Here is a 15,421-nt window from a genome sequence, read left to right on the forward strand (position 1 = left end):
TTTAAAGTTTCGCTGTGTTTAACTCAGGATATCCGGGTCATATCAGGGCAGAAACAGGCTGAACATAGCGCCACCATACAAACCGCCATTGTTTAAGCGAATAAAACCTGTTTTACCATGATTTTTATGCGCTTTGGCTATTAACCCTGCAAAAAACAGGCCTAAACCTGTTCGACCTGCTGCTAAATTTAAATCTTTCATCAGGGTATCGGCATTGTCCAGCATAAATTCAGGATAGCCCGGACCATCATCGTGCAGTTCGATCGCTAACCCCTGTTCGGTTTGCTCTGCACGCAGGACCAGTTTACTTTTCGTATAACGCAATGCATTGATAAACATATCATTGAGCAGGTTGCTGATCAGGTCACTGTCAAAATACCAAAGCAACTCAGTGCTCGCCTGAATTTCAACCTGGATATTTTTCTGGGCGCTGTACATTTCATTTTTCAGCAGGATTTCTTCAAATAAATCACAGATATAATACTGATCAATTTGAAGGGGTAACTGATTTTTTTCGATACGGTACAACGACAGTAACTGTAATAAATTGATATTCAGCCGGTTCGCTTCGTAGTGAATACGGGACAACTCCTCGTGGCCATTACTATCCAGTTGTTGCTGCTGTTGTTGCAGGTTATCTATCGACTGGATCAATAGACACAATGAGTTTTTCATATCATGTGCGGCAGATGCCAGCACTGTTGCAAAGTCGATGGATGAGTCTGAACCTGACATACTGTCCCCGATGCTCCCGTTGTACCGCCATTGATGCACACACAGCAGTTTTTTTAGTTACTATTGGTTATATATTCCATTCAAATCAAAATAAGTTGGAATATCCAATCGAATATGTATAGTGTTTATATCATATGCCAAGAACGGATCACTGACACATGAAATTACAACAGCTGCGTTACATTGTTGAAGTTCTCAATCACAACCTGAATGTCTCCGCCACAGCAGAGAGTTTATACACTTCACAGCCTGGTATCAGTAAACAGGTGCGAATGCTGGAGGATGAACTTGGCATCCAGGTGTTTGGCCGCTCTGGTAAACATCTAACCCATGTTACACCCGCTGGCAGAGATGTTATTGAAATCGCTCAACAAATACTAGGAAAAGTTGAAAGCATCAAGGCCGTGGCCAAAGAGCATACCTTGCCTGATCAAGGCAAACTGAATATAGCCACAACTCATACGCAGGCCCGTTATGCGCTGCCTCCGGTGATCAGTGGTTTTATGAAGAAGTTTCCAAAAGTGTCGTTGCACATGCATCAGGGCACTCCATCACAAATAGCGGAAGCCGCCTCCCGTGGTGATGCTGATTTTGCAATAGCCACCGAAGCTATGCATTTGTTCAGCGATTTGGTGATGTTACCTTGTTATCACTGGAATCGCAGTGTGATAGTGCGTCACGACCATCCGCTGGCCAACTTAAACCGCAAAATAGCGGTAGAAGATGTGGCCGAACATCCGATAGTCACTTATGTGTTTGGTTTTACTGGCCGCTCCGAGCTGGATCGTGCTTTTGGTGAAAAAGGCTTAGAGCCCAAAATAGTCTTTACAGCCACAGACGCTGACGTGATAAAAACCTATGTGCGTTTAGGTTTAGGGGTGGGGGTGATTGCCTCCATGGCGATGGACAAAGAGGCGGATAAAGATTTGGTCTCCATTGATGCCAGTCACTTGTTTGCTGCCTCGACCACTAAGATTGGCTTTAGAAAAGGTACTTTCCTTCGTACTTACATGTATGACTTTATTGAGCGTTTCGCTCCCCATTTAACCCGGGAAGTGGTTGAAAAAGCCAATATGCTGCGCAATCAGGATGATATAGACAGAATGTTTGCCAAGTTTGAATTACCCGTCAAGTAGAGCAATAGTTTGCTGCTGAAGGGCCCGTCGGGCCCTTCCAGTTTCGTTGGTCTGAACCATAAAGCCTTGAACCACAAGGCAAGTTATTGCCACTGCATCTGATCATACCTTCCTCGCTGTATTCTTATCTCGATACGCTATCACTGTCTGTGCTTTAAATTTATTGTGGTGGACTTCCAGATGTTTACATGTCTGTTTTGGCTGGTTATGCTGCACGAAGCAGAACTAAACAGCGCAGCCCGTTTACACAAGCCGGGTCAATAGGTAGAGGTCATGATTGATTTAAAATTGCTGCGAACTTTACAGGCCTTACAGCAGACGGGCAGCTTAGTCGCTGCGGCTGAGCAGTTGTGCCTGACGCAGTCGGCATTGTCGCATCAGCTTAAAGAGGCCGAGTCTTATCTGGGGGCCGCGCTTTATTTGCGGAAAAGTCAGCCCGTGAGTTTTAGCAGCCAAGGCCAGATGCTATTAGAGTTAGCCGCACAAATATTGCCTTTGGTGGCGCAGGTGGAAATGCAGCTTAAAGGCAAAGCCCTAAAGCGTATCCGATTAGCCGTCGAGTGCCATGCCTGCTTTCATTGGTTGCTGCCAGCGGTTAAAGCTTTTGCCCGACTAGAACCAAACTATCCGGTTGAGTTTTCTGCTGAAATTGAACACAACGCGCTGGATGCGTTGTTAAGTGACGATCTGGACCTGGTGTTGACCACCGACTTGCGTGAACTGCAAGGCGTGTTTTTCGAAGCTTTATTTGAAATGGAATTGTGTCTGGGAGTAAGCGCTGATCATCCGCTGGTGCAACACCCTTTTGTAAAAGCACAGCAGCTCAAAGAGGAGACGTTATTGGGTTATCCATTGCCTTTGGACAGACAGGATTTATACCGTTATGTGTTGGCACCTGCTGGGTTAGAAGCCAAATTCAGAGCGGTAGCACAAAGTAGCCAGATTTTGCAGTTAATTGCCACCGGGCAGGGCGTTGCTTTGTTGCCACGTTGGCTGATGGAACCTTACCGGGCTCAGGGGCTGCTGGCGGTATTGCCGGTCGGTGAACAAGGTTTATTCCGGACTATGTATGCAGCCTGTCGACAGGGCCAGCATCAGGCGGGCCCACTGCAACAGTTGGTAGAACAAATCCGCCTGCATCAACCTTCGTAAATTAGCGGGTCTGTCGCGTTATTTAGCTCAAAAGCTTCCAGTCGTTCCTGACAGGAGCCACATTTACCGCAGGCCTTTTCGCGGCCATTGTAACAAGTCCAGGTTTTGCTGTAGTCCAGACCCATGGCTAAGCCATCCCGTAAAATTTCAATTTTGGTCTGGCTTAAGTAGGGGCTGACGATGTCCACAGGCTCGTAGTTGGCCACCTGACAGACATCATTCATTTTATGCACAAACTCAGGGCGGCAATCCGGATAAATAAAATGATCACCAGAGTGGGCGCCGTAATAGACGGCACGGGCGTTCAGGGAGACGGCATAACCTACAGCTAGCGACAATAAAATCATATTGCGGTTGGGAACCACGGTGGATTTCATATTATCAGCAGCATAATGACCTTCAGGCACCTGAATATCTTCATGAGTGCTGTCCGGCGCCATCAGGCTTGAGCCCGCCAGCAATTGATTGATCGCAGAAATATCCACTACTTTATGCGAGATGCCTAATTCCTCGCAGACGCTTTTAGCGCAGATCAATTCCTTGACATGGCGCTGACCATAGTTAAAAGACAGGGCATACACATGATGACCTTCAGCTATGGCTTTGTGCAGCACGGTAAATGAATCCATACCACCGGAATAGATCACAACAACTTTTTGCGGCATCTGTCGGGCTCTCTCGCTATAATAGGCAAAATTTCGGGCGCGCATTGTACTGTATCTGAGCCTGTAGCTAAAGGAAACCCCATAAAGTGTATAAAGTAAACGAGATTTTCGAGACCATTCAGGGTGAAGGCAGTTACACCGGCACTCCTGCTATTTTTCTGCGTTTACAAGGCTGTCCTGTTGGCTGTTCCTGGTGTGATACTAAACAAACCTGGGAGATCGACCCTGATTTACAGCTAAGTCCTGCTGCTATTTTAGAGAAAAAGGCCGACTCTGATCATTGGTGTAGCTTCACCGCAGCGGATCTGGTGCAACTTTTTGCCGATAAAGCTTACCGTGCCAAACATGTGGTGATCACCGGTGGCGAGCCCTGCATGTATGATTTAAGGCCATTGTGTGAATTGCTGCATCAGCACGGGTTTTCGACCCAAATTGAGACCAGTGGTACTTTTGAAATTCTGGTGCCGAACAGTACCTGGGTCACTGTTTCTCCAAAAGTGAACATGAAAGGCGGCTATCAGGTACTGCGCACAGCCTTGGAGCGAGCCAATGAAATTAAACATCCGGTGGCGATGGAAAAGCACATCGATGAGTTACTGGAACTGCTACAAGGCTTGGATCTCACTCAGACTTTAGTGTACCTGCAACCAATAAGCCAAAAGGCCAAGGCGACTCAATTGGCCATTGAATTCTGTAAACAATACAACTGGCGCTTAAGCGTGCAAGTGCATAAGTATCTGGGGATCAACTAGCTCATTTCTTCCAGGCTATCTTCCAGCCAAAGTGCTAAATCTTTGGCTGTGTCAGCTAAATCCTGTGTTAACCACTGACGTTTCAAATGCGGGGTCAGTGGCAACAGCTCCATCCAACGCGATACCAGCCAGCACAAGTTCTGATGATCAGGTTCTGGGTAAAGTCTGGCCAATTCCGGGTATTGCTTAAATACTAGCTGTAATTTCTGCCATAACTGTTGCTCTGCGGTGGCATTTTGTGCGCTCCAAAACGGAATTGGCGCCAGTTCTGCCACGTGCAGTTTGTCGGGCTCTTGCCATCTTTTTACGATTTGATAACGGCCTGTACCCTCGACAGTGATCCCCAGCAGACCATCCGGCAGTTGTTCAAAATCAACGATAGAAACCAGCGTCACTTCAGGGCAAATGCGATCCGGATGATGCTGGCTCACCAGCGGATTCAGGCTGGCCATTGCAAAAGGCCTTTTGCCACTGCTGGCTTCTTTCATCATTCGCAAATAACGTGGTTCAAACAAGCGCAAACGCATTCTGCCTTCAGGCAACAGCAGGGTATTTAGTGGAAATAAAGCTATTACAGGGTTCATAACCGCATGTCGTTAACTACTCTACGGTTATTTACGCTGCAACTGGAGATTCAGATTAGTCTTTGGCTGTTCTTATTGGATCATCTTTTAGTTTTGGGATTTTTAAACCCAGTTCTTTGCCTCTGTTGCGGGCGTAATAAGTACAGCCAACAAACATCAGGGCGCAAAACAGTAATTCAAGCACAGCCAGCAGAAACTCTGTGCCAGTACTGACCCATAAATGCGTCAGACTGTGGATCATATACAGCATCACAATAAAGTTCGCCCAGGCAAAAGTGTAAGCTTTTGCTCTGATGATGCCCCAGAGCGGCAACCACAGCGGTGTCCATAACAGAGCTAATAACACTTTGGCACTGCCGAGCTCTGGTGGCGCTAACCACAAAACCCAGAGTGGGATCAGGATAAAAAGGCCGGTAAAACCAATGCGGCCGAGCCACAAGTAAAGCCGGGTAGAGGGCGCCATAATCACGGTACTATTAGTCATAACGTGGTAAATCCGGAAGTTTTTAACGCAATAGCAGCCAAGGCTAAACGTTTGCCAAATTGAATTGCAAGTTGATGTTCATCTTTCGTTAACTGATTCGCTCCGGCCAAGCCACTGACATGGCTGGGTCCATAAGGAGTGCCCCCTGTTTGGGTATGATGCAGCTCAGGTTCACTGTAGGGCAAACCTAGGATCAGCATACCGTGATGTAACAAAGGTAACATCATGCTGAGTAAATTAGCCTCGTTACCGCCATGCATGCTGCCGGATGAGGTAAATACTCCCGCAGGCTTATCCATTAACGCTCCTTTGATCCACAGATTGCTGGTGCTGTCCCAAAATGCTTTAAGCGGAGCCGCCATATTGCCAAACCGGACCGGACTACCAAAAGCAAAGCCATCGGCCTCGAGCAAGTCTTGCTCTGTAAGCTGAGGGTGCAGACCAAACACAGAACCATCCAAAGCTGGCACAGTCCGAATATTTACCTCAGCACCGACTTGCTGCGCACCAATAGCGATCTTCTCCGCTAAAGCCGCAACCGATCCATGACGGGAATAATACACTATTAACAACTGCACCTTCATGCCAGCAATTCCAGCATTTTATCGGCTGGACGGGCAATGACGGCCTTGTCACCGACCTGCAGCACTGGTCGTTCCATCAGCTTCGGATACTGTACCAAAGCAGAAATCAGTTGTTGTTCCGACAAGGCCGGATCAGCAAGTCCCAGCGTTTTGTATTCTTCTTCCTTACTGCGAAGTAACTCACGGGCGGGAAGCGCAAGAGCGTTGAGTAAAGCGTACAGTTCTTGTGCAGACAACGGCTGCTCAAGATAATAACGCACAGTAAAAGCCTTGCCACTTTGTTCCAACAGGGCCAGAGCTTCGCGACTTTTTGAGCAGCGATTGTTATGGTAAAGCGTAATCATAGACAGAGCCTTGTTATTACAGTCTTTTCAGACGATTAAGTTCGGTTTGCCATTGTTTTTTCTTGGCTTCAATGCGTCTGTTTTCCAGGGTGTTATTTTTACCCACATGATTTAGCGCTTCGTTTAAATCATCAATAGCTTTAGGGTAAACCGCCATCTGATAATACAAATCGGCTCTGGCCTCGTAATAGCGGGCGTAGTCTTCCATTGCTTTGTATGTATCGGCCAACATTTCATAGGCCAGAAATATATCATTTCTGTAGTAGAGTAAATTTCTGAGTAAGTGCACCGCTAAGCGGTGGGCTTTTCCCTGAATGGCGGCGTTGGCGTAATTGAGCGTGATCACCTGATTGTTGGGTTTGAGCAGGTATTGTTGTTCCAGCATGCTCATGGCTTGTTCAGCTTTGCCTTGGGCTAGCAGGATATCGGTGTAAGCATCGATGTAAAACAGATTATCTGGTTCTTGCTGGCGTAGTTTATTGATAATTTGTTCCGCTTTCTCCACTTGTTTGTCATCAAAGTAGGTCAGGGCCAAACCATACTGATTGGCTTTGGTATTGCCACCCGGCTCTGCCAATTTTCGTAAAAAATAACTTTGCGCATCTTTAGTCTGGTAATGATAACGCGCCAGAACCCTGGCTTTGACCAGCGTGTAGTCCTGACTGTCAGCCACAAAACGTTTAGGGAATTGTTCAGCCCGCAGGCGTGAATCGGCGACCCGGGATTGTGACAGCGGGTGTGTGTACAGGAACGCAAGCTGGGTATTGGCAAAGCGACTTTTTTCCGCCAGTTTGTTAAAAAACTCTGGCACGGCATAAGGGTCGTAACCCGCATCTGCCATCAGTTGAATACCGATACGGTCTGCTTCTTGCTCGTTGCTGCGGGTAAAGTTAATAGCGCTTTGTTGGGCCAGCCCCTGAGAAGCCATAATACCAGCCATACCTGCTTCAGGATTCACTGTCGCCAGCAGGATAGAGCCGAGGATCCCCGCCATAGTCAAAGGACCATTTTCAGATCTGGCTTCGACAGAACGTGCGATGTGGCGCTGGGTGACGTGGGAAATTTCGTGCGCTATCACAGAGGCGAATTCACTTTCGCTGTCTGATACGGCGAGTGTACCTGTGTGGGAGACTATATTGCCGCCTAAGGTGGCGAAGGCGTTGATATTCTTATCATTAACCCAGTAAAAACGGAATGGGAATTTAACGTCCTGGGCTTTGGCGACCATTTGGTTGCCCATAGCGTTGAGGTATTCATCCATCAACGGATCGTACACCATGGGCAACTGGCCTTTAGTTTGACGCATCATCACGTCACCCAGTTGTTTTTCTTTATCAGGCGTTAAGGTCGAGAACGCATTACCACCGATATCAGGTAAGGCATTGTTTGCCTGAGTGGGGCTGCTCAGAACCAAACCAAGACTGAACAGGCTCACTGTAATGAATTGTGTTTTTACTGCAAATCGCTTCATTTATTTTTTGAACTCAGTCATACCGGCTTTAAACACGGGCAATTTTAATTCAGTTGGTCCGCATACCCCAGCTTTTTTTGATAAATCCATAACAGCAGCAACGACATAGCTATGCCAGGCATTGCAACCTGATAGGGTCAGGCAAGGATAAAGCAGAGTGTACAGTGGTTCTGTTCATTGTTGTTAAGCCACTGATTAATTTCATTGTCTTTGGCAGAAAAAATAGTGTGAAGTTCAACTTCATCTGGATTTTCCACCAAGTCAGAGCTTAGTGCTGTTGCACCAAGCTCTGGACGTGACTTAAAAATTCAGACTGAATCCTAACGAGACTGAACGGGGTAATGCCGGCTCAAAAGCACGTCCGTTGGCCTGATTGACGACGACAGCTCCGATATAATTTTTATCTGTCAGATTATCGACCCCCAGATAGTATCGCAGTTGCATGGCAGAGAATTGTGATTGTGCAACCAGTTTCAGGTGATAGACAGTGGCTGAGGGCGCGAAAAGCAGATTTTGATCGCTGGTCGCTATTTTACCGCGATACAAGGTATCAAACTGCAGCATCCAGTCACTGCTTTGCAACGGCATCCAACTGATTTGCCATTGTGCCTGTTGTTTGGCCACACCGGGCAGCAACTTTCCATCAAGATCGCCTTGTGTAAAGCGGGCATTGAGTTGAGTCAAGGTCCATTGGTGCTGCCAGGATGCAGAAGCAAACCACAAGGCGGACAACTCAACCCCTGTACGCTTTGTCTCGCTGGCATTGCGATAACTGGTTCGGCCACCACTGGATTGATCCACCACCAACTCGTTTTCACTTTCAACCAAAAACAGCGCCAGGCTGGAGCGCCAGTTCTCCTGCTGCCATTTATTCCCCAGCTCCCATTGCTGGTTCGTGCTCTCTTTAAGAGCGAGATTCAAACCTTCGCCATTGCTCTGATAGGCCATCTCGGTAAACGTCGGGGTTTCAAAACCACGGCCTGCACTGAGATACCAGGAGAGCTGCTCAGATTGGGCAAAGTTCAGTGCCAAAGCGGCTGAGGTGTTTGCAAAGGATGTGGAGCCGCTGTCATCGGGATTTTGTGCTGTGATATAAAAATCCGTGACGTCAAAATCCAGATCCGAATGGCGGATTCCACCACTTAATTGCCAGGCTGAGTCGAAATCCCAAACAAAACGACTGTAGAGATCTGCGGACTGCACCTCACCTTCTTCGTCACGGCGTAAGTCTCCCTGAACCCCCTGATTATTAACATAACCGCGACGCTCATCGGTGCTTTGCTCAAGCGCGCCACCCAAACTCAGACGAAGCTGGTCAAATTGCCAGCTATAGGCGGCGTCCAGTCCCTGATAAGGCCGGCTTAAATCCACCACACCACCGGCTGAGGTTGGAGCACTGCCATCAAAGCCTAAATACTGTCCCACATCACGCTGACCAAACCAGGCGGCCAGACGCCAGCTCTGATCCACACCTTGCTGCGACAGATTGATGCTCCACTGCTGTTGTTTGGTAAATTTACGGGTATCAAAGGCCAGGGCGTTGCTGGCGGTTTGGCGTGGGTTGCTCTGCCATTCCTGCAGGGTTAAACCTAGTGGATCCTGCAGCAACGGATCATAAGACCAGTCATAGCGCAGTTGCAGTTTCAGATCCTGCTCAAAAGCACTTTGCCATAACCATTGCGCTTGCTGTTTTTTCGCATCACTATGTGCACGTTGGCTTTGTAATTCGGCATTTTTTAGGCTGACAGAGCTGGCATGTTTGCCTTTTACCACTGAGGCAGAAAGCAACTGCTGACGGGCAAACTGACTATGGCTCAGTTGCACTGCTGCCGAGTTTTCTGTCGGCCAGCGGCTTTGCAGCGCGACGACGCCACCTGTTGCGTTACCATACAGCACCGCCAGAGGTCCGGTTAATACTTCTACTGATGCCAATTGATCCAGCAATACCGAACTGAACTGGCCCTGGCCATCCGGACTCGACAACGGAATTCCGTCCTGTAATAAACGCAGACCACGGATACCAAAACTGCTTCTGCTACCGAAGCCGCGAGCACTCAACCTAGTGTCCTGAGCGTAATTGGCTCTGCTGTCGGCCTGAATACCGGGGATATGCTGCAATAAAGTGGCAGCGTCAGTCTGCAAGGGTTGTAGTTCAAAGCTTTTGTAAAAACTACTGGCTGCACTGCCTAACCAGGGCGATTGTTGTCCCTGAGCCGTCACTACGATGATTTCAGCAGGGGTATGCTCCGTGCTGGGATTATCCGCTGCCAAGGTTGCTGCAGAAAAAAAACTGAGCGCAACGGCGCTCAGTTTAAAAGGTAAATAGTTCATGACAAGTCGTGACTCTTTATTGGGGTGATAAACGCAATAACTTACCGTCGTCTTCGTCAGTCAGCAGATAAACGGCACCATCAGGACCCGCCTGAACGTCCCGGATGCGGGCACCAATACGAATGCGTTCTTCGTGACTGACTTTATCGCCAGTCAGCTCTAAACGTACCAGTTGACCGAATTTGAGGGAGCCAATTAACAGGTTGTTTTGCCAGCCATTAATTTGTGTACCTGTGTAAAAACTCATGCCACTTGGCGCGATAGATGGCACCCAGTAGTGCAGCGGTTGTTCTAAACCTGCTTTGGTTTTTTGACCTATTACGCCCCCACCGTATTCTTCACCATACGTAATGACCGGCCAGCCGTAATTTTTACCTGCGGTAGCGATATTGATTTCATCGCCACCTTGTGGACCGTGCTCATGGGTCCATAAAGCGCCGGTTTGTGGATGTATGGCTGCACCTTGCAAGTTGCGATGACCATAAGACCAAATGTCTGCTTTAGCATCTGCGACCGTGGCAAAAGGATTCCCTGGTGCGGCAGAACCATCTTTGTTGACTTTGACTATTTTACCAAAGTGGCCAGAAAGCTTTTGGGCATCATCACGACGCGAACCACGGTCGCCCATAGTGATAAAAAGTTCTCCTGCCGGAGTAAAAGCCAAACGACCACCGTAGTGGTAGTTGCTATCAATGGCTTCAGCCTGACGGAAAATGACTTTGACCTGTTTTAAGGTCTGACCATCCAGAACAGCGCTGGCGACCGCAGTGGCGTTGGTACCGCCGTCCCGTGGCTCACTGAAACTAAAATAAATAGTTTTATTGGTAGCGAAATCAGGGTCCAATACCAGACCTAACAATCCACCCTGACCTTTGGCATGTACCGCAGGTAATCCCTGAATGGCTTCACTTTTTTCACCGGTTTTGCTGATATAGCGCATAAAGCCTGCTCGTTCAGTCACCAGTAATGAGCCGTCAGGCAGGAATTGCATAGCCCATGGATGGTTCAAACCAGACGACAGTGTTTGCATATCCAGGGTGGCTTTTTCAGTTTTAAGGGTTTCAGCCACCAGAGGCTGCGCGGCCAGACTTAAGCCTGCGATCAGGCTGAGCAGAGTAAGTTTATGCATACAACAGATCCTTTTTTTGAGCATGAATGAAAAAACTGAGCATAATGGATAGCAGAAAAAAGTACTAAAAATGCGGCTGGTATCCATTCTCACAGGACTAACGGAGACTAATCAGGGTTTTTCAGATAAGCCAGCACCAGCTCATGGTGATTGCTGGTTTTAAAGTCATCAAACACCTTACTGACGGTTCCATCCTGTTCAATCAGAAAACTGATGCGGTGGATGCCATCGTAAATTTTGCCCATAAACTTTTTTTCACCCCAGACGCCGAAAGCTTCTGCAACCTGGTGGTTTTCGTCACCTAACAAGGTAAAATTCAACTGCTCTTTTTGTTCAAACTTTGCTAAGCGGGCAGGGGCATCTGTACTAATTCCTACAACCCGGACATTAAAGTCCGCCAGTTGTGTTTTACTGTCGCGCAAACCACAGGCCTGTACTGTACAGCCTGGGGTCATGGCTTTGGGGTAAAAATACACCAAAACCCGACTTTTTTTCAGTAAGTCACTCAGTTGTACCAGTGTGCCGGTTTGATCAGGCAAACTAAAATCTGAGACCTGTTGTCCTGCGGTTAATCTGTTCATCGTTTTTCCTTTTAATTATGACTGTGCTTCAAAACGCCCGGTCAATTGAAGCTGGTCAAGCAGCGCAAAAAGCTCCTGCTTGATCTGATCCACCTGTGTACCTTCTGGCAGTTGTACCGTCATAGTGCAGTGGTTAACCAACTGTTGAGTCTGGGCATCGGTCAGGGTTTCAGTGCGCAGGGCGCCTATGTAAATCTGGTGATGGGCCAACAAGCTGGCGATAGCACCTAAGGTCCCCACTTTATCTTTACCTCTGTACTCCAACACATAGTGTGCACTGACTGTTGCAGTCGGCTTGGCAGATGTACGTTTGGTCATCGTCAGCAGATCAAGTTCATAGCCAAGGCCAGGCAACAAATGTTCAATCCGGCTGATGGCTACCGTATCACCGGATAACAACATAATAAAAGTGAACTCATTACCAAAAATAGCCATACGGCTATCCACTATATTGCAATTACAGTCGGTAACCAGACGTGCCAGGCGACTGACCAGTCCTGTTCTGTCCGCACCTATAGCAGTGACGACCAATTGTTGTGGCATGCTAAGTTGATGTCTCTGAATGAAAAACGGCTGCGAAGTTTAGCATATTTCGCGTAAATTTCACCTGTGTGACAGCCGCTTGCTTGTGTTTGTTGCCGGGCGTCATTACCATAGGCAGCCTGAAAATTTTGGAGCTTTGAGCATGTTTAGCGGAAGTATTGTTGCTTTAATCACCCCTATGGATCCGACCGGCGCTGTGGACTATGACAGCCTGAAACGATTAGTGGATTTTCATTTAAGCAATCAGACGGATGCTTTAGTCATTATGGGCACTACGGGTGAGTCCGTCACCTTAAGTTTTGCCGAACAACTGCAAGTACTCAAGGCTGTATTGGCTCAGGTGGATGGCCGCATTCCAGTCATTGCCGGCAATGGCTCAAATTCTACTGCGGATGCAGTAGAGAAAACCAAAATTTTATCTGCATTGCCTGTTGCAGGTTTTTTAACGGTAACGCCTTATTACAACAAACCGATGCAACAAGGTATGCTTGCGCATTATCAGGCTGTTGCTGGGGCTACAGACAAAGCCGTGATTTTATACAATGTACCGGGCCGCACCGGGGTAGATTTGCTGCCTGAGACAGTGGCAGAGCTGGCTAAAGTTCCAAATATTATTGGTATCAAGGAAGCGACTGGCTCGTTATCCCGTTTAGAGCAGTTACAGGCTTTATGTCCGGCCGATTTTTTATTATTCAGCGGTGACGATGCCACTTGCTGCGAATTTATGTTAAAAGGTGGCCACGGTGTTATCTCGGTGACGACCAACGTCGCCCCTGCGCTGATGTCGCAGATGGCAAAAGCGGCATTAGAGAAAAATACAGAATTGGCACAGCAGCTTGATCAGAAGTTACAAGGCTTACATCACCAGTTGTTTATTGAAGCCAATCCTATCCCCAGTAAATGGGCGCTGCTGAAAATGGGGTTAATTGCCGATGATATGGCCAGATTACCTTTAACCCGATTGGAACCAATTCATCAAAGCGCAATCGAACAAGCGCTGAAACAAGCCCAGATTAATGTGTAGGAGTTTTATAGTGCAGTATTGGATCCCGGCAAGCTTAGTTGCCTCATTGGTTATTTCTGGCTGTTCGCTGTTTCCCGAAGACGTGGCAGAGCAAAATACAGTGGAGGTGAAACCTGTCGCTGAATTAAAAGTACCGGATGGATTAACCGCGGCGAAAAAACCGGCACAGTATGACATTCCGCCGGCACCGAACGCGCCTGTCACTGAAGTTGAATTAAAATCCCCGATGCAGGTGTTGGCCCTGGCAACCAATAGCCGGGTGGAAGAGGAAGAGAAAGAAGCCCGGATCTGGTTTGAACGCTCAGAGTTTACCGGGGAGCTGCTACCTTACCTGCAGAAGAATGTGCTGGATTTTGGTCAGGAAAAACAAATTGAAATGACGCAAAAAGACCAGCAAGGACTGATTTTTGAAACGGGCTGGATCAGCCGGTTTGAAGAAGAAGGCTTTTGGTTATGGAAGGACATGGTCGAGAAAGAGCAAAGTCGCTTTCTTGTAGTGTTGGAGCCCAAGCCACATGGCCGTACTGTTGGTTTAAGGGTGCAGTTGCTCGAGCATCGCTTTATTGATAACACGGCCAAGCTGTCAGCTATTGCGCAAAAACGGGAGGAAGTGTACTTCCTGAATCGATTAGTGGATAAAGTGGCGACAGTAGAATTGGCTCAAATCAAGCTGAAAAAAGCGCAATCGCGTCAAATTACCTTGACCACTGGTTTTGATGAGCAAGGCAACCCGGCGATGATCACCGGGCAAACACTGGATACTGCCTGGGCTCAGTTGGAGTTGTTATTTGAACAAAACGGTTTTGTGGTCAACGATCTGGACAGAACCAAATACAGCTTCTTCCTGACGTATAGCGAGCCTGAGACTGGTTTCTGGGATTCGTTATGGGGTGACGAGGAGACCATAGTGCTTCCGTTAACTGCGGGCGATTATCAGGTAGTCTTAACGAAAGCTGAAGTCGGAACTATCCTGAGCTGGCGCGATGGAGAAGGCAAGGTGATGTCTGCTGAGCAAGTCAGCGCATTGCACCAGGCTTTGGTTCAGCTCATCAAAAAAGACAATATCGAGCTGTAACAGAGCAGCGCCGGCCCCGGGGGTTGGGCCTTGGTTCTGGTGCAGTAGAGAAAAACCACCTGCGGGTGGTTTTTGTTTTGCCAGAAAACAGCGGTATCACAGCCGTCAGTTGATGAAAACACTGCAGCCTAATTTAAATAAAGCTATGATTAGCCTCAATTTAATAACAATAAAGGACAGCCAATGCTGGATGTGCAAGATTATCTGAAAATTTTTATAGGTATTATTGCAATCTTAAATCCGTTAGGCGCTTTGCCTATGTATCTGTCCTTAACTGCGGATCACAGTGAGCAGGACAAAAAACAAGTGGCGATGACAGCCGCCAAAGCTGCCAGCGTGATTTTGCTGGTCACATTGTTTTTTGGTGAGTTTATCCTGAGTTTCTTTGGGATTTCGGTGAATTCATTTCGGGTAGGCGGTGGCATTTTGATTCTGCTGATGGCGATTTCGATGCTGAATGCACAAACCAGTGGAGCCAAGAGCACGGAAGCGGAACGACTGGAGGCGGCGAAAAAATCCTCTATTGCCGTCGTGCCTCTGGCTATGCCGATGTTGGCGGGGCCGGGAGCTATCAGCTCGGTCATTTTGTATGCCAACAGAGCTGACGGCTGGCTGCATTCTTTAATTATTTCAGCAGAAATTATTCTTGTTGGCATTCTTCTGGCGATCCTAATGCGCTTATCAGGTAAAATAGCCAACAGACTAGGACAAACCGGCATGAATATTATCACCCGGGTGATGGGACTCATTCTGGCTGCTATAGCTATTGAGTTTATTAGTCTGGGCCTCAAGGGGATTTTCCCGGTATTGGCAGGTTAACAGTGTGAGCAG

The 15,421-nt window shown here is 47.7% G+C and carries 17 protein-coding genes; 6 read left to right on the plus strand and 11 right to left on the minus strand.

Annotated elements, in window-relative coordinates:
• Positions 1 to 42: 42 nt before the first annotated feature.
• On the minus strand, positions 43 to 735 hold the full coding sequence (locus tag SD53_RS05935) for a sensor histidine kinase (protein WP_046519311.1): 693 nt from the start codon (positions 733 to 735) through the stop codon (positions 43 to 45).
• 158 nt (positions 736 to 893) lie between these two features.
• On the opposite strand from SD53_RS05935, the gene cysB reads away from it, so the two are divergent.
• Complete coding sequence (gene cysB, locus SD53_RS05940) at positions 894 to 1,871, plus strand: HTH-type transcriptional regulator CysB (protein ID WP_046519312.1); 978 nt, start codon at positions 894 to 896, stop codon at positions 1,869 to 1,871.
• Positions 1,872 to 2,144: 273 nt separating this feature from the next.
• Complete coding sequence (locus tag SD53_RS05945) at positions 2,145 to 3,023, plus strand: LysR substrate-binding domain-containing protein (RefSeq protein ID WP_046519313.1); 879 nt, start codon at positions 2,145 to 2,147, stop codon at positions 3,021 to 3,023.
• Here the strand turns inward: SD53_RS05945 and queC are convergent.
• Positions 3,011 to 3,688, minus strand: a complete 678-nt coding sequence (gene queC, locus SD53_RS05950) for a 7-cyano-7-deazaguanine synthase QueC (RefSeq protein WP_046519365.1) — start codon at positions 3,686 to 3,688, stop codon at positions 3,011 to 3,013. The genes SD53_RS05945 and queC overlap by 13 nt on opposite strands.
• Before the next feature lie 86 nt (positions 3,689 to 3,774).
• Here queC and queE point away from each other — a divergent pair, with 86 nt between their 5' ends.
• Positions 3,775 to 4,440 (plus strand): 7-carboxy-7-deazaguanine synthase QueE, encoded by a 666-nt coding sequence (gene queE, locus SD53_RS05955; protein WP_046519314.1) that lies wholly within the window; start codon positions 3,775 to 3,777, stop codon positions 4,438 to 4,440.
• On the opposite strand, the gene SD53_RS05960 is transcribed toward queE, so the two are convergent.
• The 9 genes from SD53_RS05960 to SD53_RS06000 form a co-directional block, all read right to left on the minus strand.
• A complete protein-coding gene (locus SD53_RS05960; protein ID WP_046519315.1) occupies positions 4,437 to 5,024 on the minus strand; it encodes an LON peptidase substrate-binding domain-containing protein in 588 nt (195 codons plus the stop codon). The two genes, queE and SD53_RS05960, sit on opposite strands and share 4 nt — an antisense overlap.
• A 55-nt stretch (positions 5,025 to 5,079) precedes the next feature.
• Positions 5,080 to 5,508, minus strand: coding sequence for a DUF2069 domain-containing protein (locus tag SD53_RS05965; protein WP_052749272.1), 429 nt, complete (start codon positions 5,506 to 5,508; stop codon positions 5,080 to 5,082).
• Positions 5,505 to 6,092 (minus strand): NAD(P)H:quinone oxidoreductase, encoded by a 588-nt coding sequence (gene wrbA, locus SD53_RS05970; RefSeq protein ID WP_046519316.1) that lies wholly within the window; start codon positions 6,090 to 6,092, stop codon positions 5,505 to 5,507. Before wrbA ends, SD53_RS05965 begins: the two co-directional genes overlap by 4 nt.
• Positions 6,089 to 6,436: an arsenate reductase (glutaredoxin) gene (arsC, locus tag SD53_RS05975; protein WP_206539904.1), complete on the minus strand. Its 348-nt coding sequence runs from the start codon at positions 6,434 to 6,436 to the stop codon at positions 6,089 to 6,091. The genes wrbA and arsC overlap by 4 nt, the downstream gene beginning before the upstream one ends.
• Before the next feature lie 16 nt (positions 6,437 to 6,452).
• Positions 6,453 to 7,907, minus strand: a complete 1,455-nt coding sequence (gene bepA / locus SD53_RS05980; RefSeq protein ID WP_046519318.1) for a beta-barrel assembly-enhancing protease — start codon at positions 7,905 to 7,907, stop codon at positions 6,453 to 6,455.
• Positions 7,908 to 8,207: 300 nt separating this feature from the next.
• Positions 8,208 to 10,238 (minus strand): TonB-dependent receptor family protein, encoded by a 2,031-nt coding sequence (locus SD53_RS05985; protein WP_052749273.1) that lies wholly within the window; start codon positions 10,236 to 10,238, stop codon positions 8,208 to 8,210.
• Between the two features lie 16 nt (positions 10,239 to 10,254).
• A complete protein-coding gene (locus SD53_RS05990; protein WP_046519319.1) occupies positions 10,255 to 11,367 on the minus strand; it encodes a PQQ-dependent sugar dehydrogenase in 1,113 nt (370 codons plus the stop codon).
• A gap of 107 nt (positions 11,368 to 11,474) precedes the next feature.
• Positions 11,475 to 11,948, minus strand: a complete 474-nt coding sequence (bcp, locus tag SD53_RS05995; protein WP_046519320.1) for a thioredoxin-dependent thiol peroxidase — start codon at positions 11,946 to 11,948, stop codon at positions 11,475 to 11,477.
• 15 nt (positions 11,949 to 11,963) lie between these two features.
• Positions 11,964 to 12,491 carry a glycine cleavage system transcriptional repressor gene (locus SD53_RS06000; protein WP_046519321.1) on the minus strand — a complete coding sequence of 176 codons (528 nt, stop codon included), beginning with the start codon at positions 12,489 to 12,491 and terminating at the stop codon, positions 11,964 to 11,966.
• Positions 12,492 to 12,633: 142 nt separating this feature from the next.
• On the opposite strand from SD53_RS06000, the gene dapA reads away from it, so the two are divergent.
• The 3 genes from dapA (at position 12,634) to SD53_RS06015 (ending at position 15,409) form a co-directional block, all read left to right on the plus strand.
• A complete protein-coding gene (gene dapA, locus SD53_RS06005; protein ID WP_046519368.1) occupies positions 12,634 to 13,515 on the plus strand; it encodes a 4-hydroxy-tetrahydrodipicolinate synthase in 882 nt (293 codons plus the stop codon).
• Between the two features lie 10 nt (positions 13,516 to 13,525).
• Positions 13,526 to 14,590 (plus strand): NlpB/DapX family lipoprotein, encoded by a 1,065-nt coding sequence (gene bamC / locus SD53_RS06010; protein ID WP_052749274.1) that lies wholly within the window; start codon positions 13,526 to 13,528, stop codon positions 14,588 to 14,590.
• 183 nt (positions 14,591 to 14,773) lie between these two features.
• Positions 14,774 to 15,409, plus strand: coding sequence for a YchE family NAAT transporter (locus SD53_RS06015; protein WP_046519323.1), 636 nt, complete (start codon positions 14,774 to 14,776; stop codon positions 15,407 to 15,409).
• Positions 15,410 to 15,421: the final 12 nt, after the last annotated feature.

It is taken from the genome of Rheinheimera mesophila (assembly GCF_000986865.1).
GTDB lineage: Bacteria > Pseudomonadota > Gammaproteobacteria > Enterobacterales > Alteromonadaceae > Pararheinheimera > Pararheinheimera mesophila.